This window comes from Streptomyces sp. NPDC039423 (assembly GCF_055598725.1).
Genome location: NZ_JBVKAH010000005.1, coordinates 507,148 through 529,764 on the forward strand (window position 1 = coordinate 507,148; position 22,617 = coordinate 529,764).

General features: G+C 74.0%; 19 protein-coding genes. 3 read left to right on the top strand and 16 right to left on the bottom strand.

The genetic code is table 11. The features are described from left to right. Positions 1–491 precede the first annotated feature (491 nt). From ACZ7LK_RS19600 to ACZ7LK_RS19645, 10 genes are all read right to left on the bottom strand, one after another. On the bottom strand, positions 492–1,181 hold the full coding sequence (locus ACZ7LK_RS19600; protein ID WP_392274313.1) for a GntR family transcriptional regulator: 690 nt from the start codon (positions 1,179–1,181) through the stop codon (positions 492–494). A gap of 39 nt (positions 1,182–1,220) precedes the next feature. Beyond that, positions 1,221–2,222 (bottom strand): proline racemase family protein, encoded by a 1,002-nt coding sequence (locus ACZ7LK_RS19605; RefSeq protein WP_392274314.1) that lies wholly within the window; start codon positions 2,220–2,222, stop codon positions 1,221–1,223. A 1-nt stretch (position 2,223) separates the two neighbouring features. Continuing rightward, a complete protein-coding gene (locus tag ACZ7LK_RS19610; protein WP_471142149.1) occupies positions 2,224–3,132 on the bottom strand; it encodes a dihydrodipicolinate synthase family protein in 909 nt (302 codons plus the stop codon). Next, on the bottom strand, positions 3,132–4,691 hold the full coding sequence (locus ACZ7LK_RS19615) for an FAD/NAD(P)-dependent oxidoreductase (protein WP_471142151.1): 1,560 nt from the start codon (positions 4,689–4,691) through the stop codon (positions 3,132–3,134). Before ACZ7LK_RS19615 ends, ACZ7LK_RS19610 begins: the two co-directional genes overlap by 1 nt. After that, the gene (locus tag ACZ7LK_RS19620) at positions 4,678–4,974 is read right to left on the bottom strand and encodes a (2Fe-2S)-binding protein (protein WP_392274317.1); all 297 of its coding nucleotides are present in this window, start codon (positions 4,972–4,974) and stop codon (positions 4,678–4,680) included. The genes ACZ7LK_RS19615 and ACZ7LK_RS19620 overlap by 14 nt, the downstream gene beginning before the upstream one ends. Before the next feature lie 26 nt (positions 4,975–5,000). Next, positions 5,001–6,173, bottom strand: a complete 1,173-nt coding sequence (locus ACZ7LK_RS19625) for an NAD(P)/FAD-dependent oxidoreductase (protein WP_471142154.1) — start codon at positions 6,171–6,173, stop codon at positions 5,001–5,003. A 77-nt stretch (positions 6,174–6,250) separates the two neighbouring features. Beyond that, positions 6,251–8,713 carry a collagenase gene (locus ACZ7LK_RS19630; protein ID WP_471142157.1) on the bottom strand — a complete coding sequence of 821 codons (2,463 nt, stop codon included), beginning with the start codon at positions 8,711–8,713 and terminating at the stop codon, positions 6,251–6,253. 103 nt (positions 8,714–8,816) lie between these two features. Beyond that, entirely contained in the window at positions 8,817–9,578 is a 762-nt protein-coding gene (locus ACZ7LK_RS19635; protein ID WP_469464285.1) for a class I SAM-dependent methyltransferase, read from the bottom strand. Positions 9,579–9,694: 116 nt separating this feature from the next. Further along, positions 9,695–10,093 carry a RidA family protein gene (locus ACZ7LK_RS19640; RefSeq protein ID WP_392274321.1) on the bottom strand — a complete coding sequence of 133 codons (399 nt, stop codon included), beginning with the start codon at positions 10,091–10,093 and terminating at the stop codon, positions 9,695–9,697. Further along, on the bottom strand, positions 10,090–11,202 hold the full coding sequence (locus ACZ7LK_RS19645) for an acyl-CoA dehydrogenase family protein (protein ID WP_392274322.1): 1,113 nt from the start codon (positions 11,200–11,202) through the stop codon (positions 10,090–10,092). Before ACZ7LK_RS19645 ends, ACZ7LK_RS19640 begins: the two co-directional genes overlap by 4 nt. A 97-nt stretch (positions 11,203–11,299) precedes the next feature. Between ACZ7LK_RS19645 and ACZ7LK_RS19650 the strand changes: the two genes are divergently transcribed. Together ACZ7LK_RS19650 and ACZ7LK_RS19655 are read left to right on the top strand one after the other, a co-directional pair. Continuing rightward, entirely contained in the window at positions 11,300–12,937 is a 1,638-nt protein-coding gene (locus ACZ7LK_RS19650) for an AMP-binding protein (protein WP_392274323.1), read from the top strand. A 4-nt stretch (positions 12,938–12,941) separates the two neighbouring features. Further along, entirely contained in the window at positions 12,942–13,754 is an 813-nt protein-coding gene (locus tag ACZ7LK_RS19655; RefSeq protein ID WP_392274324.1) for a PaaX family transcriptional regulator, read from the top strand. On the opposite strand, the gene ACZ7LK_RS19660 is transcribed toward ACZ7LK_RS19655, so the two are convergent. Together ACZ7LK_RS19660 and ACZ7LK_RS19665 are read right to left on the bottom strand one after the other, a co-directional pair. Next, the gene (locus ACZ7LK_RS19660) at positions 13,738–16,068 is read right to left on the bottom strand and encodes a bifunctional salicylyl-CoA 5-hydroxylase/oxidoreductase (protein ID WP_471142163.1); all 2,331 of its coding nucleotides are present in this window, start codon (positions 16,066–16,068) and stop codon (positions 13,738–13,740) included. The two genes, ACZ7LK_RS19655 and ACZ7LK_RS19660, sit on opposite strands and share 17 nt — an antisense overlap. A 6-nt stretch (positions 16,069–16,074) precedes the next feature. Then, the gene (locus ACZ7LK_RS19665; protein ID WP_392274326.1) at positions 16,075–16,902 is read right to left on the bottom strand and encodes an enoyl-CoA hydratase family protein; all 828 of its coding nucleotides are present in this window, start codon (positions 16,900–16,902) and stop codon (positions 16,075–16,077) included. A gap of 403 nt (positions 16,903–17,305) precedes the next feature. Here ACZ7LK_RS19665 and ACZ7LK_RS19670 point away from each other — a divergent pair, with 403 nt between their 5' ends. Next, entirely contained in the window at positions 17,306–17,728 is a 423-nt protein-coding gene (locus ACZ7LK_RS19670) for an ATP-binding protein (RefSeq protein WP_392274327.1), read from the top strand. On the opposite strand, the gene ACZ7LK_RS19675 is transcribed toward ACZ7LK_RS19670, so the two are convergent. From ACZ7LK_RS19675 to ACZ7LK_RS19690, 4 genes are all read right to left on the bottom strand, one after another. Then, a complete protein-coding gene (locus ACZ7LK_RS19675; RefSeq protein WP_469464289.1) occupies positions 17,700–19,181 on the bottom strand; it encodes an amino acid permease in 1,482 nt (493 codons plus the stop codon). The two genes, ACZ7LK_RS19670 and ACZ7LK_RS19675, sit on opposite strands and share 29 nt — an antisense overlap. Positions 19,182–19,311: 130 nt before the next feature. Continuing rightward, a complete protein-coding gene (argF, locus tag ACZ7LK_RS19680; RefSeq protein WP_471142167.1) occupies positions 19,312–20,373 on the bottom strand; it encodes an ornithine carbamoyltransferase in 1,062 nt (353 codons plus the stop codon). Between the two features lie 105 nt (positions 20,374–20,478). Continuing rightward, positions 20,479–21,717 (bottom strand): arginine deiminase, encoded by a 1,239-nt coding sequence (locus ACZ7LK_RS19685; RefSeq protein ID WP_392274330.1) that lies wholly within the window; start codon positions 21,715–21,717, stop codon positions 20,479–20,481. 78 nt (positions 21,718–21,795) lie between these two features. Further along, positions 21,796–22,539 (bottom strand): class I SAM-dependent methyltransferase, encoded by a 744-nt coding sequence (locus ACZ7LK_RS19690; RefSeq protein WP_471142171.1) that lies wholly within the window; start codon positions 22,537–22,539, stop codon positions 21,796–21,798. Positions 22,540–22,617 lie beyond the last annotated feature (78 nt).

Consider the following 22,617-nt stretch of genomic DNA (forward strand, 5'->3'; position numbering starts at 1 on the left):
GGTGCGGCGGACCGGGTCCGCCGGCGTCGCCGCGCGGCGGCCGGGCGGTACGGGACGGTGACGCGGCGTACGGGGGCAGGGGCGGACGTCAGACGGTCGGAGGCCCGCCGGGCGGGGTGGGATCGGGGGGTGCGGCGCCGGTCGTCGGGGCCGTGGGTCCGCAGCGTGGCGGGCCAGTCCGTCGCGCGCCGCAGCGGGTGCGGCACGGGCACGGACGCCCTGCTGGTGCGGAAGGCCATCGCGCTTCCCTTCCCGATCGACCGGTCCCGGAGGCGGGCGGTGCGTGGCCCTCGTGGTCCGGGTCGCTCTGCTTCCCACCCTCGTCACACCTCCGCGTGGCCGTCAAGGTGTGAAGCATGATTTTTCGTACTTTTATGGACGATTTTCAGTGATCAGGCAGGAAAACGGCGGTTCCGGTACGGGCCCGGTGGATCCGGACGGGTGTCGTCCTGCGGGTGGGGCCAGCCGTCCTACGGGTGGGTCCGGCCGTCCTACGGGTGGGTCCGGCCGGGCCGGTCGCCGGACTCGGCCCACAGCGAGCGCACGTGACCCAGGTGCCGGGCCATGCAGGCCTCGGCCTTGACCGCGTCGCCCGCCAGCATCAGGTCGAGCAGCTCGTGGTGCTCCTCGGCGGAGGCGACCAGCAGGCCGCGCTCGGCCAGGGCGGTCAGCCCGTAGAGGCGGGCGCGCTTGCGCAGGTCCCCGACGGTTTCGACGAGCCGGTCGTTGCCGGAGAGGGCGAGCAGGGAGAGGTGGAAGCGCCGGTCGGCGTCGAGGTAGCGGATGAGGTCGTTCTCCCGGGCGCTGGTCACGATCTCCTCGGCGACCGGCCGCAGCGCCTCCAGCCGCTCGCGGTCGGCGCGGGCGGTGATGGCGCCGACGGTGGGCACCTCGATCAGCGCCCGCAGTTCCGTGTACTGGTCGAGGTCGCGCTCGCTGACCTCGGTGATGCGGAAGCCCTTGTTGCGTACGGGCTCGACGAGGCCCTCGCCGGCCAGGTCCAGCATCGCCTCGCGCACGGGCGTGGCGGAGATGCCGAAGTCGGCGGCGAGGGCGGGGGCGGAGTAGACCGTGCCCGGTTGCAGCTCACCGGCGATCAGGGCGGCGCGCAGCGCGTGCGCCACCTGGTCGCGCAGGCGTTCCTGGCTGGTGAGGAGGTTCTTCAGGTGCTGGCCGGCCATGGGGCTGCCTCCGGGAGTCGTCGTCGGGATCGTAGGGGATCAGAGGAGGAAGCCCCCGGGGAAGGGGTCGGCCGGATCGAGGTAGTACTGGGCGGTGCCGGTGATCCAGGCGCGGCCGCTGACGGTCGGTACGACGGCGGGCAGGCCGCCGACCGTCGTCTCCCCGGTGAGGCGTCCGGTGAACCGCGTACCGATGAACGACTCGTTGACGAAGTCGCGGCCGAGCGGCAGTTCGCCGCGCGCGTGAAGCTGGGCCATGCGGGCGGAGGTGCCGGTGCCGCACGGTGAACGGTCGAACCACCCCGGGTGGATGGCCATGGCGTGCCGGGAGTGGACGGCGTCGGACCCCGGGGCGGCCAGGTAGACGTGTTTGACGCCGCCGATGGACGGGTCCTCGGGGTGGACGGGCCGGTCGGTGGCGTTGATGGCGTCCATGACCGCGAGCCCGGCCGCGAGGAGGTCGTCCTTGCGGGCGCGGTCGAAGGGGAGCCCGAGGGCGTCCAGGCCCACGAAGGCGTAAAAGTTGCCGCCGTAGGCGAGGTCGTAGGTGACGGTGCCGTGTCCGGGCACCTGGACCTTGCGGTCGAGGGCGGCGCAGAAGGCGGGGACGTTGGTGAGCGTGACGGAGGTCGCGGCGCCGGCCTCGACCCGGACGTCGACGGAGACCAGCCCGGCCGGGGTGTCGAGGCGGACGGTGGTGACCGGTTCGGTGACGGGCACCATGCCGGTCTCGACCAGGACGGTGGCGACGCCGATGGTGCCGTGCCCGCACATCGGCAGAAGCCCGGACACCTCGATGAACAGGACGCCGAAGTCGGCGTCGGGCCGGGTCGGCGGTTGCAGGATCGCGCCGCTCATGGCGGCGTGGCCGCGCGGTTCGTACATCAGCAGGGTGCGTACGTGGTCGAGGTGCTCCATGAAGTGCAGGCGCCGCTCGGCCATGGTGGCGCCGGGGACGGTGCCGATCCCGCCGGTGATGACGCGGGTGGGCATGCCCTCGGTGTGCGAGTCGACGGCGTGGTAGGCGTGCCGGGTCCGCATGTCAGGCGAGTCCTTCCGCGAGCGCCTTCTCCGTGGCGGCGCGGACGGTGCCCGCTCGCGCCTCGTCCAGTGGGGTGCGCGGGGGGCGGCACGGTCCCCCGTGGTATCCGGCGACGTCCATGGACAGCTTGATGGCCTGGACGAACTCGGGCCTGGAGTCCCAGCGCAGCAGGGGGTGGAGGGCCCGGTAGAGCGGCAGGGCGGTGTCCAGGTCGTGGGCGACGGCGGCGCGGTAGAGGGCCACGGACGCGGCGGGCAGCGCGTTGGGGTAGCCGGCGATCCAGCCGGTGGCGCCGGCCAGCGCGAGTTCCAGCAGCACGTCGTCCGCGCCGATCAGCAGGTCGAGATCGGGGGCGAGTTCGGCGATCTCGTAGGCGCGGCGCACATCGCCACTGAACTCCTTGACGGCGACGATGCTGCCGTCGCCGTGCAGGTCGGCCAGGAGGGACGGGGACAGGTCGACCTTGGTGTCGAAGGGGTTGTTGTACGCCACGACGGGAAGGCCCGCCCGGGCGACCTCGGCGTAGTGGGCGCGTACGGCGGCGGCGTCGGCGCGGTACGCGTTGGGCGGCAGCAGCAGGACGGAGCCGCAGCCGGCCTCGGCGGCGCGGTCGGCCCACCGGCGGGCCTCGGCACTGCCGTACGCGGCGACGCCGGGCATCACCCGGGCCCCGTCGCCGGCCGCCTCGACGGCCACCCGTACGACCCGGTCCCGCTCGTCGTCGGTGAGGGTCTGGTACTCGCCGAGCGAGCCGTTGGGGACGACGCCGTCGCAGCCCTGGGCGACGAGCCGGGCGACGTGCTCGGCGTAGGCGTCGTAGTCGACGGTGAGGTCGTCGCGCAGCGGCAGGGCGGTGGCGACCATGACGCCGTGCCAGGGGGAGGTGCGGTGGTCGGGGGTGCGGTCCATCATTCGGCTCCTGGTGGTTGTGCCAGTCGGCTGAGCGGTACGGGGCAGGACAGCGGGCGCCGGTCCGGCGCCGGGTCCCCGCCCGCGAGGCGGGCGACGGCCTGGCCGCATGTGCGGCCCTGGCACCAGCCCATTCCGGCGCGGGTGAGCAGCTTGACGGTGCGGGCGTCCCGGGCGCCCAGGTCGGTGACGGCCGTGCGGATCTCGTCGGCGGTGACCTCCTCGCAGCGGCACACCTCGGTGGTGCCGTCCAGCCAGTCGGTCCAGCCGGGGCCGGGCCGGTGGGCGGCGGCCATGGCGTCGGCGAAGGCGCGGAGGCGGTCGCGGCGGCGCTTTTGCCGGAGGACGGCCGCGGTCCGGGCGCCGGCGACGGAGTGCGCGGCGATCTCCCCCTCGGCGGCCGCGAGTTCGGCGCCGCCGACGCCGCAGGTCTCGCCGGCCGCCCAGACGCCCGGTACGGAGGTGCGCTGTTCGGCGTCCACCTCCAGGGCCGGGGTCCCGTCGGGCGTGCGCCGGGTGGCGCAGCCGAGTGCGGTGGCGAGTTCGAGCTGTGGGACGAGGCCGTGGCCGACGGCGAGGGCGTCGCACGGGACGCGGCGGCCGGTGCCGGGGACGGGGCGCCAGTCGGCGTCGAGCCGCGCGACGGTCACCGCCTCGACGCGGGTGGTGCCGTGGGCGGCGGTGACCGCGTGCCGGGTGAGGAGGCGGGTGCCGCGGCCGAGGAGGGCACCGCCGTGCAGGGCGCCCTGGACGAGCTTGGCCGGGTTGCGCGCGAGGACGGGGACGTGCCGGGCGTACGCGGTGTAGTCGGCCGCCTCGACGAGGGCCGGCACGCGGGCTCCGGCGGCGGCCAGGGTGGTGGCGACGGCGAGCAGCAGGGGCCCGCTGCCCGCGACGACGATCCTCCTCCGGGCTCCCGGCTCCGGGCGCGCGGGGAACGCCCCCGCGCCGGGGAGGGCGAGGCCGCCCTTGAGCATCGCCTGGGCGCCGCCCGCCCCGACGACCCCGGGCAGCGTCCAGCCGGGGAAGGGGAGCTGGCGTTCGTACGCGCCGGTGGAGAGGAGGACGGCGCGGGCGCGGACGGTGGCGGGGGCCTCCTCGGGGCCCGCGACGGCGTGCAGGAGCCAGGTGTCCGTGTCCCCGTCGCGCACGACGGTCCAGACGTGGTGACCGGGCAGGTGGGTGACCCCGCGTACGCCCCGGGTCAGGCGGCGGACGGCCCGTGGGGCGGCGCCGAGCCCGGGGGCGGGGTGCCGGTGGATCTGCCCGCCCGGCCGCTCGGCCGCGTCCAGCAGGGCCACCTCCAGCCCCAGTCCGGCGGCCGTCACGGCGGCGGCGAGCCCGGCGGGCCCGGCCCCGACCACGGCGAGGTCGACGACGCCGGGGCGTGCGGCGGGTGTCGCGGGCGCGGACGTGGCGGGGGCGGCGGAGGCGGGCGTTCCGGTGATGGGCCTTCCGGGGGCGGGCGTGTCGGGGGCCGGCGTGGCGGGCCGGGGCGTGGCGGGGGCCGGCGTGGCGGGCACGCGGCGGGCACGGCCCGCCGGGTCAGTGGGGGGCATGGCCCGTGCCCTCCTGGGTGGTGACGGTGTCGCCGGGGCGGACGGGCAGGAGGCAGGCGCGCTGGTTGGGGCGGCCGTTGACGGTGGCGAGGCAGTCGTAGCAGGTGCCGATCCCGCAGAACGCGCCGCGCGGGGCGCCGCCACGCCGGGTGGTGCGCCAGGAGAGGATGCCCGCCGACCACAGCGCGGCGGCGAGGGACTGGCCGGGCAGGGCGGTGACGGGGCGCCCGTCGAAGGTGAACGGGAACGGGGCGGGTGTCGCGCGGGATGTGCGGACCTTCACCGGGCGGTTCCTCAACCGGCGGACCTTCACCGGGCGGCTCCTTCCGTGTCGTCGAAGCGGTCGGGGCGGAACGGCCGGACGTCCAGGGCCGGTCGCCCGCCGGACAGGGCGGCCGCGACGAGCAGTCCGGTCGCGGGGGCGAGGCCGATGCCCGCGCCCTCGTGTCCGCAGGCGTGGTACAGGCCGGGGACGCGCGGGTCGGGGCCGATGGCCGGGAGGTGGTCGGGCAGATAGGGGCGGAAGCCGTGGTAGGCGCGGATGGCCCGGACGCGGCCGAGGAACGGGAACAGGGCGATGGCCTGTGCGGCGAGTCGCCGCAGTGCCTCGGTGGACAGTGTCCGGTCGAAGCCGACGCGTTCGCGGGTGGCGCCGATGAGGACCGTCCCGGCGGGGGTGCCCTCGACCACGGCGGAGGACTGGAGGCCGGCCGAGTCGCTGGCGACGTCGGCGACGTAGTCCGCCGCGTACACCTTGTGGCGCACCAGGCGCGGCGGCAGGGGTTCGGTGACGAGGACGAAGCCGCGCCGGGGCAGGACGGGCAGGTGCGTACCGGCCAGTGCGGCGAGCGCGCCACCCCAGGTGCCGGTGGCGTTGACCACGGCGGGGGTGTGGTGGTCGCCGTGCGCGGTGCGGACGCCCCGGACGGCGCCCGAGGGGGCGGTGAGCACGGCGGTGACCTCTTCTCCGAGCCTGACGTCGGCGCCGGAGGCCCGGAGGAGCTGGGCGGCGGCCATGGCCGGCTGGACCTGGGCGTCCTGGGGGTAGTGGAACCCCCCGGCGGGGCCGGGGCCGAGGTGCGGTTCCAGGTCGCGCAGCCCGTCGGCGGGGATCTCGTGCGCCTCGACGCCCGCCTTCACCTGCCCGTCCGCGAAGCTCCGCAGTGCGGTGAGGGCGGTCTCGTCCGATGCGACGACGAGACCGCCCTTGGGCTCGTACTCGGTCTCCGGTGGGAGTGTGTCGGCGAGTTCGCGCCACAGTCGGGTGGACAGCAGCGCGAGGTCGAGCTCGGGGCCCGCCCCCTTGTCGGAGACGAGCAGGTTGCCTTCTCCGGCACCTGTGGTGCCGCCCGCGACGGGACCGCGGTCGAGGACGGTGACGCGGAGGCCGGCGCGGCCGGCGTAGTACGCGCAGGCCGCTCCGACGACCCCGGCACCGATGATCACGGCGTCCGGCGAATGACTCACGTGTCTCGTGGGCACGGCAGTAATATTTCACATGTTACTGCCGCTGTACAGACCGGTGCACGGGGCCGAATCCGCGTCCGTTCAGGGCCTGTTCAGCTTCGGAGCGGCCCTTCGCAGACATAGTCGGAGGTCCCGGCCGACCGGTCGGACCAGATCTCCACCTCCCCGAAGGAGCAGTTCATGTCGGCGAGGTTGGTGGAGGCGGTGGCGGACCGGTCGAGCAGGAAGTGGTCGACCGTCTCGGACATGTCCCGGAAGACCCGGTCCGCGTCACCGGCGTCGCCGAGGCGGGCGGTGACCCGGCCGGTGCACACGAACCGCCGCGTCCCCGGGTCGCCGTTGTCGACGCAGCGGGGGGTGGCCGCGGTGGCCGCCGCGAAGGAGGCGCGTACGCCCTCGGCGGTGGCGTCCCGCAGCCGGTCGTTGGGGGTGTACCGGGTGTCGGGGACGAACAGGTCGTCGACCTCGGCGATCCGGGCGTCCAGGAAGGCGTCGTACGCGCGCTGCACCGCCGCGTCCCGGCCCAGCCGGTCGCGCCAGGCGTCGAAAGCGGCCGGGTCGTCGGCGCGCAGGTGCCGGTACATCTCCCGCAGCAGGGTGGGCCGTTCCGTCCACAGGTAGGTGAAGAACGTGCCGGCGTACGCGTAGAAACGGAAGCCGTCGCCCTCGTAGGTGGCGTGCAGCAACTGGTCCACGCTCATCCGGGGGCGGCCGTTCGCGGTGTCGGCGATGACGCTCCGGACCAGGGACTTGCGGGCGGCGACCCCGTCGTCACGGGTCGCGCCGGCGAAGAACTCGGCCGTTCCCTCGTCCATGGCGGTGGTGCGGTCCGCCTCGTACCAGGGTCCCTCGCCGAAGTAACCGGGCACGGCGAAGCGGCCGTTGAGGTAGTGCGTGTACTCGTGCCGGAACAGTTCCTCCAGCGTGAGCGAGGAGTCCTGGGGGACGCGGCGCTGGTAGGTGTAGAAGGTGGCGCCGCGCTCGATGTAGACACCGCCGTTGTTGGTGTCCATGCCGGTCAGCAGCGGATGGTAGTTCTCGTAGTCCGCGCGGGAGGCGTACAGGACGATGGTGAGGGCGGTGTTGGTGTCGCCCGCGAGCGGCCGGTCGGTGCCCAGCACCCGGTGGAACTGCGCCTTGACCTGCTTGCCCGCGTAGTAGAGCTGGTCGACGGTGGCCCGGTCGAGGCCGGTGCGGACCTTGACGGCCGCGTTGTCGTAGCGGTACGTGCCGGGGAAGATCTCCCGCTCGATGTCGTCCTTGCAGACGGCGTAGGGCTTGCACGCATCGTAGAAGTTCAGCCAGGACGCCAGCCGGGCCCAGGGGGCGCCGCCCCGGCCGAAGTCGCGGGCGACGGGGGCGAGCAGCGCGCCGAGGTCGGGTATGACGGTGCCGGTCAGCGGCGCGACCTGCCCGAAGCGGCCGTACTCGGCGAGGGCGTCGCGCACCACCCACTCGTTGGGCGTGCCCTTGAGGTGGGTGTAGGCCGAGAACTTCCGGAAGGCGTCGCGGTACGCGGTGTTGCGCGCGACGAGCGTGTGGAAGGCGGTGTCCTTGTTGCCCGGGTAGACGCCCAGGTAGTTGACGGACAGCGCGGCGAGGGCGGCGCCGCCCCAGGCCGGGTCCTTGTACGTGGTGGTGTGGTACCGGTCCATGGTGGCCAGCACCTTGCGGATCAGGTCGAGCTGGGAGTGGCGCAGCCCGGGGGCGCTGCCCGCGTAGAGCGCCTCGCGCAGCGACTCGGCGTTGGTGCGGGTCACGTCGAAGGAGCGGGGTGCGGTGCCGTAGGCGTACGTCGCGCGGCGCATCGCCTCGGTGGTGGGCGGGTCGGTGACGTCGATCTCGCCGCGGGAGAAGTCGTGGTAGGCCACGGCGTGCAGGTAGGTGAGCATCTCCAGCAGGTGGCTGCCGTTCCTGCCGTCGTGGGTGGCGGCGAGGGTGGTCACGCGGCGGGAGACGGCCTGGACGTGGGCGTCGGACATGACCGGGGCGAGCCGGGCGTCCCAGGTCCAGATGAGGTCGCGCAGGCAGCCGTCCGCGGTGACGGCCGGGTCGGCGAGGAAGTCGGCGAACCGCTCGGCTCCCAGGCGGGTGACATGGTCGAGGGTGCAGGCAGCGGTGTCGGCGACCGCCGGGGACGCCGGGCCGGCCGGCGTCTGCGGGCCCGGTGTCCGGAAGGCGGTCCGGCCGCCGGGGGCGGGGGCCGGGGGCACGGCCCGCCTGGGGGCCCTGGCGAGGCGTTCGACCTCGTCGTGCGGGCCGCCGGCGGTGGCCGGCGAGGCGGCGAGCGCGGTGGCGGCCGGGGCGGTGGTGGTGGCGGCCGGGCGCGGTTGCGGCGTGGACGCCCGGGCCGCCGGGGCGAGCTGGCTCGTCGCGCCGAGCGCCGTCACGGTGACGACGGCCGCCGCGAGGGCTCTGCGCAGGGGATGACTGATGGATCGCTGGGACACCTGGGCTCCTGTGTGGGAGGTGGGGAGTGGTCCGTGCAGCGGTGCGTGAACGGCGCGGTCGCGCCCCTTGAAGGGTGCATGCCACCGCCGTGTGACGTGCAACATAGTAATGTGACATTGCACTGACAACCCTTCGCGCACACCGGAGTTGGAGCCCGCCCCGGCCCCGGCGGCCGTCGGAGCGCACGACCGCCGGGGTGCCGCCGCGTCAGACGTCCGCGATCAGCGCGTACCGCTCGTCGTCCACCGGCCCTCCCCACAAGTCCGGCTCCCCGTCGAGCGGTTGCACCCGCACCTCCCCGCCGACCAGCGGCCGCACCGCCGCCACCAGCGCCTCGGCACCGATCCCGCCGCGCCAGGGCAGCCTCTCGGCACCGGCCACGTACGGCACCGCGCCCCCCGCCGCCTCGCGCCAGCGTCCCTCGACCAGCACCAGCCGCCCGCCCGGCCGCAGCCGGCCCACCCAGTCCCGCAGGGCCGCCTCCGGGTCGGGCAGGGTCCACACGAGGTGGCGGCAGAGCACGACGTCGAACCGCTCCTCCCCCGTGGGCGGGTGCGTGGCGTCGCCGGTGAGGAAACGGCCCGCCAGGCCGGCGGCGGCGAACTTGGCGCGCGCCCGCCCGGTCATGCGCGGCGCCAGGTCCACGCCGGTCACCCGGTGCCCGCGCTCCGCCAGCAGCAGCGACATCGACCCCGTACCGCAGCCCACGTCGAGGACGTCGGCCGGACCGGACGGTATCCAGGAGCGCACCAGCCGGGCCCAGGCCGCGCGCGTGGGGGCGGCGCGCATGCCGTGGTCGGGTTCGTCGTCGAAGGACTCCGCGGCGGTGTCCCAGTAGGTGGTGACGGCGGCGGTGACGTCGGCGGTGGTCGCCGTGGGGGTGGTGGCGGTGGTGGCGTCGGCGGTGCTCGCCGCGGGGGGAGCGGCGGTGGTCGCCGCGTCGGCGGCTGCGGTGCGTGCGATGGTCATGCTCCGATGGTGCCGGACGCCACTGACAACGCCGGTCCCCCACCGGCCCGTTCCGTCCGGCCCCCGGCCCTCCGGCCGCCCTCCCCGCCGCCGCACCCGCCCGGCCCGGCCCGGGGTCAGTCCAGGACGGCGATCCCGTCGAGTTCGACCAGGGCCCGCTCGTCCCAGAGGCGGACGGCGCCGACCACCGCCATGGCCGGGTAGTCACGGCCCGCCAGGCGGCGCCAGACGCGGCCCAGTTCGGCGGCCCGCGCCCGGTAGTCGGCGACGTCCGTGGCGTAGACCGTGACGCGGGCGAGGTCGGCGGGGGTGCCGCCGGCCGCCTCCAGGGCGGCCAGAAGGTTGCCGAGGGCGGTCGCGAACTGGTCCGGCAGGGTCTCCCCCACCACCCGCCCGTCCCCGTCGAGGGCGGTCTGCCCGGCGAGGAGGACCAGCCGGGAGCCGGTGGCCACGACGGCGTGGGAGAACCCCGTGGGCGGGGACAGGTCCGCCGGGTTGACGCGTTCGAGGCTCATGTGGCGTACAGCTCCTTCGCGATGACGGTCCGCTGGACCTCGGTGGCGCCCTCGTAGATGCGCGGCGCCCGCACCTCCCGGTACAGGTGCTCCAGCAGGTGGCCGCGTTGCAGGGCGCGGGCGCCGTGGAGCTGGACGGCGGCGTCGACGACGTACTGGGCGGTCTCGGTGGCCAGCAGCTTGGCCATGGCGGCCCGCTTGGGCACGTCGGGGGCGCCGGCGTCGTGGGCGGCGGCCGCCGCGTACACCAGGAGGCGGGCCGCCTCGGTACGGGTGGCCATCTCGGCGACCTGGTGGGACACGGCCTGGAGGTCCTTCAGTACGCCCCCGAAGGCCTGCCGTTCGGCCGTGTGGGCGAGCGTGGCGTCCAGGGCGGCCTGGGCCATGCCGACCGCGAACGCCCCGACGCTGGGGCGGAAGAGGTTGAGCGTGGTCATGGCCACGCGGAAGCCCCGGTCCACCTCGCCGAGGACGTCGTCGGGGCCCACCGCTACGCCGTCGAGGTGGAGAGCGCCGATGGGGTGCGGGGACAGCATGTCGAGCCGGCTGCCGGTGAGCCCGGGACGGTCGGCGGGGACGAGGAAGGCGGTGACGCCGCGCGCCCCGGCACCCGGGGTGGTGCGGGCGAAGACGGTGTAGAAGTCGGCTTCGGGGGCGTTGGAGATCCACCGCTTCTCCCCGGCCAGCCGCCATCCGTCGCCCTCCCGCACCGCCTCCAGCGCCAGCGCGGCCGCGTCGGAGCCGGCGCCGGGCTCGCTGAGCGCGAACGCCGCGACCGCCCGGCCCGCCGTCACCTCCGGCAGCCAGCGCGCCCGCTGCCCCGGGGTGCCGGACGTGGCCACCGGGTGGGCCCCCAGGCCCTGGAGGGCGAGGGCCGTCTCCGCCTCCGTACAGGCCCGGGCCAGCGACTCGCGCATCAGGCACAGCTCCAGCGCCCCGGCGCCGAAGAGGCGCTCCAGCAGCCCCAGCTCGCCGAGCGCGGCGACCAGCGGGCGGTTGACCCGGCCCGGTTCGCCCTTCTCGGCGAGGGGCCGCAGCCGTTCGGCGGCCAGGGCACGCAGCTCGGCACACCAGGCGATCTGTGCCGGTTCGAGCGAGAATACGGGCATTCATGCCCCCTCAAAAGACATCTATCGCGGGCCGTTGACTGTCGTCACATGAACGATACGCTCGATGAGCGTTCCCACCACGCCAAGGGGGCGAACCATGGAGCTCACGCCGTCGGCCCACCGTGACACCTTCGCCAGGGACCACCTGCCGCCGCGCGAGCAGTGGCCGGACCTCGTCTTCGACCTCCCCGAGCTGCGCTACCCCGACCGGCTCAACTGCGGCACCGAACTGCTGGACCGCACGATCGAGCGCTTCGGCGCGGACCGGCCCGTCTTCCGGGACGGCGCCGGCCGGGTCTGGAGCTACGGCGAGCTGCGCGGCCGGGTCGACCGCATCGCGCACGCCCTCACCCACGACCTGGGCGTGGTGCCCGGCAACCGGGTCCTGCTGCGCGGTCCCACCACGCCCTGGCTCGCGGCCTGCTGGCTGGCCGTGATGAAGGCGGGCGCCGTCGCCGTCACCGTCCTCGCCCAGACCCGCGCCGGCGAGCTGGCCGTCATGTGCGAGATGGCCCGGATCGGCCACGCCCTGTGCGACGTACGGTCGGTGGACGACCTGGTGAAGGCGGAGGTGCCCGGGCTGCGGATCACCGCGTACGGGGGTGAGGCGCCCGACGACCTGCTGCGCCTGGCGGCCCGGCACCCGGAACCCTACGAGGCGGTCGCCACGGCCGCCGACGACGTCGCCCTGATCGCCTTCACCTCCGGGACCACCGGACGCCCCAAGGGGTGCGCGCACTTCCACCGCGACGTACTGGCCGTCGCCGACACGTTCTCCGCGCATGTGCTGCGGCCCGGGCCGGACGACCTGTTCGCGGGCAGTCCCCCGCTGGGGTTCACCTTCGGGCTCGGCGGCCTGGTGATCTTCCCGATGCGGGCCGGCGCCTCGGCGCTGCTGCTGGAACAGGCGGGCCCCGGGCAACTGCTGCCCGCCATCGCCCGGCACCGGCCCACGGTGCTCTTCACCGCGCCGACCGCCTACCGGGTGATGCTCGACGGCCTCGACGGCCATGACACCAGTTCGCTGCGCCGCTGCGTGTCGGCCGGCGAGAACCTCCCGGCGGCCACCTGGCGGGCCTGGTACGAGCGCACCGGGCTGCGCCTGATCAACGGCATCGGCGCCACCGAGCTGCTGCACATCTTCGTCTCGGCGGCCGACGACGCCATCCGTCCCGGCACCACGGGCGTGCCCGTTCCCGGCTGGCACGCGCGCGTGGTGGACGGTTCCGGCGAGCCCGTCCCGGACGGGCAGGAGGGGCTGCTGGCGGTGCGCGGACCGGTGGGCTGCCGCTACCTGGCCGATCCGCGCCAGGGCGAGTACGTCCGGCACGGCTGGAACGTCACGGGCGACACCTACGTACGCGAGCCGGACGGCTACCTGCGCTACGTCGCCCGCGCGGACGACATGATCATCTCGGCCGGCTACAACATCGCCGGCCCCCAGGTCGAGGAGGCCCTGCTGGCCCACCCCGACGTGGTGGAAGCCGCCGTGGTGGGCCACCCGGACGAGGTGCGCGGCCGGATCGTGGTGGCGTACGCGGTGCTGCGCGACGGGCTGCCGCGCGACGACACCACGGCCCAGACGCTGCGCGCGTTCGTCAAGGACCGGCTCGCCCCGTACAAGTGCCCGCGCCGGATCGTGTTCCTGGACGCGCTCCCGCGCACGGCCACCGGGAAGCTGCAACGGTTCCGGCTGCGCGCCCAGGACACGCCCGGGGACCCGCCCGTACAGTGATCACGTGGCCGAGCAGCACACCCCGCGTTCCCTGATCGTCTCCCTGTACGGCGCGTACGGGCGGACGCCCGACAACGCCCCGCTGCCGGTGGCCGAGCTGATCCGGCTGCTGGCGGTGCTGGGCGTGGACGCGCCGTCCGTCCGCTCCTCCGTCTCCCGGCTCAAGCGCCGCGGGCTCCTCCAGCCGCGCCGCACGCCCGGCGGGGCGGCCGGGTACGCGCTGTCGGACGACGCGCGCCAGCTTCTGGACGACGGTGACCGGCGGATCTACGCGGCGGGCGAGCCGCACGAGGACGACGGCTGGGTGCTCGCCGTCTTCTCGGTGCCCGAGGTGGAGCGGCACAAGCGGCACCTGCTGCGCTCGCGGCTGGGCCGGCTGGGGTTCGGGACGGCGGCCCCCGGGGTGTGGATCGCACCCGGCGCGCTGTACGAGGAGACCCGGCACACCCTCCAGCGGCTCCAGCTCGACCCGTACGTGGACCTGTTCCGCGGCGAGCACCTGGGGTTCGCCGCGACCGCGGAGGCGGTCGGCCGGTGGTGGGACCTGGCGGCGATCGCCAAGCTGTACGAGGAGTTCCTCGACCTCCACGAGCCGGTGCTGCGCGCCTGGTCGACCCGCGAGCCGTCCCCGGAGGAGGCCTACCGGGACTACCTGCTCGTCCTGGACTCCTGGCGCCGCCTGCCGTACGCCGACCCGGGCCTGCCGGCGGAACTGCTCCCGGCGGGCTGGCCGGGCGGCCGGGCGGCGGCGGTGTTCGGCGGGCTGCACGGGCTGCTGCGGGACACCGGCGAGGGGTTCGTCAGGCGCGGGGCGTGAGCGAGAGCCGGGGTTTGGGCGCGTCGGTCCGGCCCGTCGGGGGCGTGCGGCTGCCGGCGCGGTACGGGGCCGGCCAGGGGGCGGCGGGGCCCTCGTAGCCCTGTTCGGCGGCGGCGTGCAGGGTCCAGTGCGGGTCGTACAGATGGGGGCGGGCCAGGGCGCACAGGTCGGCGCGGCCGGCCAGCAGCAGCGAGTTGACGTCGTCCCACGAGGAGATCGCGCCGACCGCGATGACCGGGACCTTCAGCGCGTTGCGGATCCGGTCGGCGTACGGCGTCTGGTACGAGCGGCCGTACTCGGGGCGCTCGTCGGGCACGACCTGGCCGGTGGAGACGTCGATGGCGTCGGCGCCGTGCTCGGCGAACGCGCGGGCGATCTCGACGGCCTCCTCGGCGGTGGTGCCGCCGGGCGCCCAGTCGGTGGCGGAGATGCGGACGGTCATGGGCCGCTCGCCGGGCCAGGCGGCGCGTACCGCGTCGAAGACCTCCAGCGGGAAGCGCAGCCGCCCGGCCAGGGAGCCGCCGTAGGCGTCGGTGCGCCGGTTGGTGAGCGGGGAGAGGAAGCCGGACAGCAGGTAGCCGTGGGCGCAGTGCAGTTCGAGCAGGTCGAAGCCGGCGCGGGCGGCGCGCCGGGCGGCGGCCGCGAACTCCTCCCTTATGTCGGTGAGCGCGGCCCGGTGCAGTGCGTGCGGGACCTGGTTGACGCCGGGGCGGTACGGGAGCGGGGAGGCGGCGACCACGGGCCAGTTGCCGGAGTCGAGGGGCCGGTCGATGCCCTCCCACATGACCTTGGTGGAGCCCTTGCGCCCGGAGTGGCCGAGCTGGACGCCGATGGCGGTGCCGGGCGACTGCTGGTGGACGAAGTCGGTGACACGGCGCCAGGCGGCCGCCTGGCCGGGGGTCCACAGTCCCGCGCAGCCGGGGGTGATGCGCCCCTCGGGGCTGACGCAGACCATCTCGGTCATGACGAGCCCGGCGCCGCCGAGGGCACGGGCGCCGAGGTGGACGAGGTGGAAGTCGCCGGGGACGCCGTCGACGGCCGAGTACATGTCCATGGGCGAGACGACGACCCGGTTGCGCAGGGTCAGGCCGCGCAGCCGGAACGGGGTGAACATCGGCGGGGTGCCGGGCGGGCAGCCGAAGTCGCGTTCGACGGCGTCGGTGAAGCGGGCGTCGCGCAGCCGCAGGTTGTCATGGGTGACGCGGCGGCTGCGGGTGAGCAGGTTGAAGGCGAACTGGCGGGGCGGCTGGTCGAGGTAGCCCGCCAGGTCCTCGAACCAGCGGAGGCTGGCGGCGGCCGCGCGCTGGGTGGACTCGACGACCGGGCGGCGTTCGGCCTCGTACGCGGCCAGCGCCCGGTCCAGGCTTGGCTGCTCCTCGACGCAGGCGGCCAGCGCGAGGGCGTCCTCGACGGCGAGCTTGGTGCCGGAGCCGATGGAGAAGTGGGCGGTGTGGGCGGCGTCTCCGAGGAGCACGATGTTGCGGTGGGACCAGCGGCCGGTCACGACGGTGCGGAAGGCGGTCCACGACGAGTTGTTGGACGTGAGCGGCCGGCCCTGGAGCGCCTCGGAGAAGATCTTGGCGCAGCGGGCGATGGACTCCTCCTCGCCGGCTTCGTCGAAACCGGCGGCCCGCCACACCTCCTCGCGCATCTCGATGATGACGGTGGAGGCGCCGGAGTGATGCGGCGGCCCGGAGGGCCTCGTCGAGGGGTGGTGGTCGGGCGACGGGCGGGCGTAGGGGTAGCCGTGCAGCTGCATCACCCCGTGCTCGGTCTCCGCGATCTCGAAGCGGAAGGCGTCCAAGGCGAAGTCGGCGGCGAGCCAGATGTAGCGGCAGCGGTGCCCGGTCACGTGGGGTTCGAAGACGTCGGCGTGGGCCTCGCGGGTCCTGCTGTGCACGCCGTCGGCGGCGACGACCAGGTCGTGGGTGCGGGCCAGCTCGGCCGCGGGCGGGGCCTGCTCGCGGAAACGGAGCCGTACGCCGAGCTCGGCGCAGCGCTCGTGGAGGATCTCCAGCAGCCGGCGGCGGCCGAGCGCGGCGAAGCCGTGGCCGCCGGACGTCAGGACGTGGCCGCGGTGGACGATGTCGATGTCGTCCCAGCGGACGAACTCGGCCTGGAGGGCGGCGTGGACGGCGGGGTCGGCGTGCTCGATGCCGCCGAGGGTCTCGTCGGAGAGGACGACGCCGAAGCCGAAGGTGTCGTCCGGGGCGTTCCGTTCCCAGACGGTGACGTCACGGGTGGGGTCGAGCCGCTTGAGCAGGGCGGCGGCGTACAGTCCGCCGGGCCCGCCGCCGATGACGGCCACGCGCACGGCCGGTCACCGCCCCCGCCACTTGGGCGGCCGCTTCTCGGTGAAGGCCGCGTGGAACTCGGCGTAGTCCTCCCCGTTCATCAGGAGGGCCTGGGTGGCCGCGTCCAGTTCGACGGAGGCGGCGAGCGGCATGTCGAGCTCGGCCGTCAGCAGCGCCTTCGTCTGGGCGTGCGCGAGGGCGGGGCCGTCGGCGAGCCGGCGGGCCAGCTCGGCGGCGCGGGCGTCGGCGCCGCCTTCCCCGGTCAGTTCGCTGATCAGGCCGATGCGCTCGGCCTCGGGGGCGCGGACGGGTTCGCCGAGCATCAGCAGCCGGGTGGCGTGCCCGAGCCCGACGACGCGCGGGAGCAGGTAGGCGGCGCCCATGTCGCCGCCGGAGAGGCCGACCCGGGTGAACAGGAACGCGAACCGGGCGGAGGGGTCGGCGATCCGGAAGTCGGCGGCCAGCGCGAGGACGGCGCCGGCGCCGGCGGCGACCCCGTGGACGGCGGCGATCACGGGGAAGGGCGCCTCGCGCAGCGCCCGGACGACCTGGCCGGTCATCCGGTTGAAGTCGAGGAGCTGGGCGGTGTCCATGGCGAGCGTGGCACCGATGATGTCGTCGACGTCGCCGCCGGAGCAGAAGCCCTTCCCCTCGCCGGCGAGGACGAGGGCGCGGACGGCCCGCTCCCGGGACAGCTCGGCGAGCAGGTCGCGCAGGTCGGCGTAGGCGCCGAAGGTGAGCGCGTTGAGCTTCGCCGGCCGGGCGAGGGTGACGGTGGCGACCCCGTCGTCGACGGAGAGCCGCACATGGCGCCACTGCTCGGTGCGGGGCGCGGAGCTGGAGAACGGGCTCATGAGGTGCGGCCTCCCTCGGTCTGCCTGCGCGGATGCCTGCCTCTCGAAGCTATCACTTGTACGTGACTTCCGTCACGTAGGCGCGATACGCTGAGCGGTGACCATGTAACAGCCGTCCGTGACCGACGCAGGTCCTGTACCAGCTGTGGCACAGGTCTCCCCATGGGTGGGCGGGGGCCTCTGGTGCGGTTGGCCGCCCTACGTAAGGTGGTGGGCAGACCTCACGGGTCTCAGACGTCCCGCCGCTCCCCTCACCCCGCTCCGCACCGCCCTGCCCCCGCCGCACCCCGTTCCCCTCCCCCGCCGTGCCGCGGTCCCCGCCGCGGACCCGGCGCCCGCTTCCCCCGTCCCCGCCCCTTCCCTGCTCCCGAATGGAACCGGCTTCACCGATCGGACCCCGGCCTTGCTCGAAGCTCCCGACCCTTCCTCCTGGCGCATCGCGCTGCCGCACACCACGGCCGCGGTGCCCATCGCCCGCGCCCTGATACGGACGGCACTCGCGGATCTGGACGCGGCGGCCTACCGGGACACGGCGGAGCTGCTGACGGCCGAGCTGGTCGCGAACGCGGTGGAACACACGGCCGGCAAGGGGCCGATAGAGCTGGTGGTCCGCCTGCTGCCGAGCGGCTGCCGGGTGGAGGTCCACGACCGGGACCCCGAACCGCCGGGCGACCTGGTGCCGGAGCACGACACCCCGCCCGACCCCTGGCAGGAGCACGGGCGGGGCCTGCTGCTGATCCGTACGCTCAGCGGCGCCTGCGGGCACCGGCGCACCGACCGGGGCAAGGCCGTCTGGTTCACGCTCCCGGGGCTCCAGACCCCGTGACGGACCCGCCCGGCCCACCCGGCCCGCCCGCGGCACCGGGGCCGTCCACCGCCGCCCCGAGCCGCGAGTTGCGGCGCCCGTACAGCGCGTACACCAGCGCGCCGACGACCAGGAAGACGGCGAACTGCACCCAGGTCGTCCAGCCGGTGCCCCACATGAGGTAGAGGCACATGGCGACGCCCAGCACCGGGCTGAGCGGGTAGAGCGGCACCCGGAAGCCGCCCGGGGTGCCCGGGTAGCGGCGGCGCAGGGCGACGACCGCGATGTTGACCACGACCATGACGGCGAGCGTGCCGATGGTGGTCAGGTTCAGCACCACGTCGAGGGGGACGACGGCGGCCGGGATGGCGAAGACGCCGGCGACGATCCAGGTGTTGGCCACCGGGGTGGCCGTCTTCGGGGAGACCTTCTCGAAGACGTGCGGGATCAGTCCGTCGCGGGACATCGACATCAGGATGCGGGTCTGGCCGTACATCACCGCCAGGACGACGGAGGCGATGGCGACCACGGCGCCGAAGGCGATGACGCCCCCGCCCACGGCCGACTCGGTCACCCGGTCGACGATCAGGGAGAGCGCGGCCGGCTGGTCGGCGACCTCGTCGGCGGAGAGTGCGCCGATGGCGGCGACGGCGACGAGGCAGTAGAGCAGCGTCACGATGCCGATGCAGATCATGATCGCCAGGGGGATGTTCTTGCGCGGGTTCTTCACCTCTTCACCGGCCGTGGTGATCGCGTCGAAGCCGATGTAGGAGAAGAACGCCACCGAGGCGCCCGAGGTGACCCCGGCCAGGCCGTGGGTGGCGAAGGGCGCGAGGTTGCCCCCCTCGTAGGCGCGGAGGGCGATGGCGCAGAAGAGGACCAGGATGGCGATCTTCACGACGGCCATGACGGCGGTGGCACGGGCGCTCTCCCGGATACCCCGCACCAGGAGCACCGCGGCGAGGCCGATCACGACCACGGCCGGAATGTTGACGACGCCGCCGTCGCCGGGCGGGCTGGACAGCGCGGCGGGCAGTTGCCACCCGACCAGGCTGTCGAGGAGTTCGTTGAGGTACTGGCCCCAGCCGACCGCGACGGCCGAGACGGACACCCCGTACTCGAGCAGCAGGCACCAGCCGACGAGGAAGGCCACCCGCTCGCCGAGGGTGGCGTAGGCGAAGGAGTAGGAGCTGCCGGAGACGGGAATGGCGCTGCCCAGCTCGGCGAAGGAGAAGGCGGTGAAGATACAGGTGATCGCGGCGAGGACGAAGGAGACGACGACCGCCGGGCCGGCCTCGGCGACGCTGTCGGAGAGCCCGACGAAGATGCCGGTGCCGACGATGGCGCCGACGCCGAAGCACACGAGCTGGAAGAGGCCCATGGTGCGCTTGAGGCCGTGCCCCTCGAGGTCCGCACCGGACTCGGCGATCAACTGGCTGGGGCTCTTGAGGCGGAGCGGTCCGCTGGGACGCATGGGGTGGTTCTCTTCTCTGGGCCGTGGCGTGGAACACATGCGAAGTGGGGTTCGAGCGTGCGAGCCCGAACCCCACCATGTGTCCCGATATTAACCGCCACACCGCATATACACCCAATCAGGCGTATCGCTATTCCGCTCCGGCACCCGCCCCGGCGCCGGCGGCACCGGGGCCGCTCCCGGGGGTACCGGCGCCGGCCAGTGTGGCCACCATGACGGCCTTGATGGTGTGCATCCGGTTCTCGGCCTCGTCGAAGACCACGGAGTGCTCCGACTCGAAGACCTCGTCGGTGACCTCCAGCTCGGTCAGCCCGTGGCGCTCGTGGATATCCCGGCCGACGGAGGTGCCCAGGTCATGGAAGGCCGGCAGGCAGTGCAGGAACTTCACCCCCGGGTTACCGGTGGCCTTCAGCACCTCCATGGTCACGGCGTACGGGGCGAGGGCCGCGATCCGCTCGTCCCACACCTCCTGGGGCTCACCCATGGAGACCCAGACGTCGGTGCCGACGAAGTCGGCGCCGTGGACGCCCTCCGCGATGTCCTCGGTGAGCGTGAGGCGGGCACCGCTGGCGCCGGCCAGCTCGCGGGCGCGGGCCACGACGGCGTCGGCCGGCCAGTACGCCCGGGGCGCCACGATCCGGACGTCCATGCCCAGCAGCGCGCCGGTGACCAGGTAGGAGTTGCCCATGTTGTAGCGGCCGTCACCCAGGTACGCGAAGGCGACGTCCTCCAGCGGCTTGTCGGTGTGCTCGGTCATCGTGAGCACGTCGGCGAGCATCTGGGTGGGGTGCCAGTCGTCGGTGAGCCCGTTGTAGACGGGGACGCCCGCGTGGGCGGCGAGCTCCTCGACGATCTCCTGGGCGTCGCCCCGGAACTCGATGGCGTCGAACATCCGGCCGAGGACGCGGGCGGTGTCCTTGGCGGACTCCTTCTTGCCGATGTGCGACCCGGCGGCGTCGAGGTAGGTGGTGGAGGCACCCTGGTCGGCCGCGGCGACCTCGAACGCGCAGCGGGTCCGGGTCGACGACTTCTCGAAGATCAGCGCGATGTTCTTGCCGCGCAGCCGCTGGACCTCGGTGCCCGACTTCTTGGCGGCCTTCAGTTCCGCGGCCAGGTGGAGCAGGCCGCGGAACTCCTCGGCGGTGAAGTCCAGCTCCTTGACGAAGTGGCGGCCGGTGAGGTCGGTGGCCATGGGGCGCTCCTGGGGGTCCGGGGACGGCGACCGTGGAAGTCTATACGAATCTTCACATTAATATACGGGCGCCCTGGGGACGGACGCTGGGGCGCTGCCTCCGGTCTAGCCGGGATCGGCGTCGCGCACCACCGGGCAGCTCATGCACCGGGGGCCGCCCCGGCCTCGGCCCAGCTCACTGCCGGGGATCTCGATCACCTCGATGCCCTCCTTGCGCAGGTGGGTGTTGGTGGTGACGTTGCGCTCGTAGGCGACGACGACGCCCGGCTCCACCGCCAGCACGTTGCACCCGTCGTCCCACTGCTCCCGCTCGGCCGCGTGCACGTCCTGCGTGGCGGTCAGCACCCGGATCGCGGGCAGCTCCAGCGCCGCGGCGATGGCGCTGTGCATGTGCTGCGGCGGATGGTCGGTGACCTTGAGCGCCCGGTGCCCGTCACCGGGCTCGATGGTGTACGAGCGGAGCATGCCGAGCCCGGCGTACTGGGTGAACGTGTCGTGCGCGACCATCGTCATCACCGTGTCCAGGTGCATGAACGCCCGGCGCTTCGGCATGTCCAGCGCCACGATCGTACGGGCGGAGCCGGCCGCGAACAGCCCGCGGGCCAGCATCTCCACCGCCTGCGGGGTGGTGCGCTCGCTCATCCCGATCAGTACCGCGCCCCGGCCGATGACCAGGACGTCACCGCCCTCGATGGTGGACGGGTAGTCGTCCTGCCCCTCCGACCAGTGGTGGAAGGAGCCCGCGTCGGAGCCGGTGAAGAGCGGATGGTGCTTGTAGATGGCCTCGAAGTGGACGGTCTCGCGCTGCCGGGCCGGCCAGCGCATGGCGTTGATGGAGACACCGTCGTAGATCCACGCCGAGGTGTCGCGGGTGAACAGGTGGTTCGGCAGCGGCGGCAGCAGGAAGTCGTCCAGATCCATCACATGGAAGCGGACGGACACCGGCTCGGAGTGACCCGCCAGGAAGTCACGTTTCGTCATCCCGCCGATCAGCGCCTCGACGAGCGCGCCGGTGTCCATGCCGTCGAACACCGCTCTGATGTGGTCGGTCGCGAGCGGCCCGTACTCCTTCTCGTCGAAGACCCGGTCCAGGACGAGCTTCCTCGCCGCCGGGACCTCCAGCGCCTCACGCAGCAGGTCCCCGACGAGGTGCACCTCCACACCCCGGTCCCGCAACACGTCGGCGAACCCGTCGTGCTCCTGACGCGCCCGTCGCACCCACAGCACGTCGTCGAACAGCAGCGCGTCCTTGTTGGACGGCGTCAGGCGCTTCAGCTCGAGATCGGGCCGGTGCAGGATGACGCGGCGGAGCCGCCCGGTCTCGGAATCGACATGGAATCCCATGACTCCATCCTCACCGCGCGAGCCCCGGTTCACCCGTGCACGGCCCGACATCCCTCGTACCCCACCGGTTTCCCGGTGTCAGGCGCGGCAGCGCAGCATCTCCAGCGGCGGGTTGGCGTGGAAGTCCGCCCAGTGGTCCGCGCCGAACGCGCGCAGGCCCGCGTCGGACACCTTCAGCGGAACCCAGGCCACCTCACGGAACCCGGCCGCCTCCAGACAGGTCTCGTAGACCTCGCGGCGCGGCCGGTTGGCGACGAACGAGACGGGCGGGTCGAGCAGGGCGGTGGTCCGCACCCGCGGTCCGGTCTCGACCTCCTCGCCGGTGAGCTCGCTGCGGAAGCCGTAGCGCTCCGGGGTCGGCCCGTCGAAGCGGAAGTCGGGCGACTGGTTGAGCAGGAACAGCTCGGCACCGGGCTTCAGACTCCGGTGGATGTTGCGGCACATCAGCTCGGTGGTGGCGATGTCCGGCGCGTAGTTGAGCAACTGGACCGCCAGGCCCACGTCGAAGGGCCGCTCGAAGGTCCGCAGCGCGGACACGTCGCCGACCTCGTAGCGCACACCCAGCGGGTCGCGCTCCTCCAGCTTCCGCGCCACGGCCACCATCTCGCCGGAGATGTCGATGCCGAGCACGTCCACGGCGCCGCGCCGCCGGAACTCCCGGCTGTAGAAGCCGGTGCCGGAGGCGAGGTCGAGGACCGACTTCCCGCGCACGTCCCCGACCATGCGCAAGAAGCTGGGCACCACCGCGTACTGCTCCAACGGCAGCCCCTTGAAGCCCTCGTACGCCTCACCGATCTCGTCGTACTGCTGCTGCGCACTCACGTGTGCCGTCCTCCCGTGTGCGTGGTCATGCCCTCGCGACGGCCCACCGCCCCCCCGGGGACGGGCGGTGATCCGTGC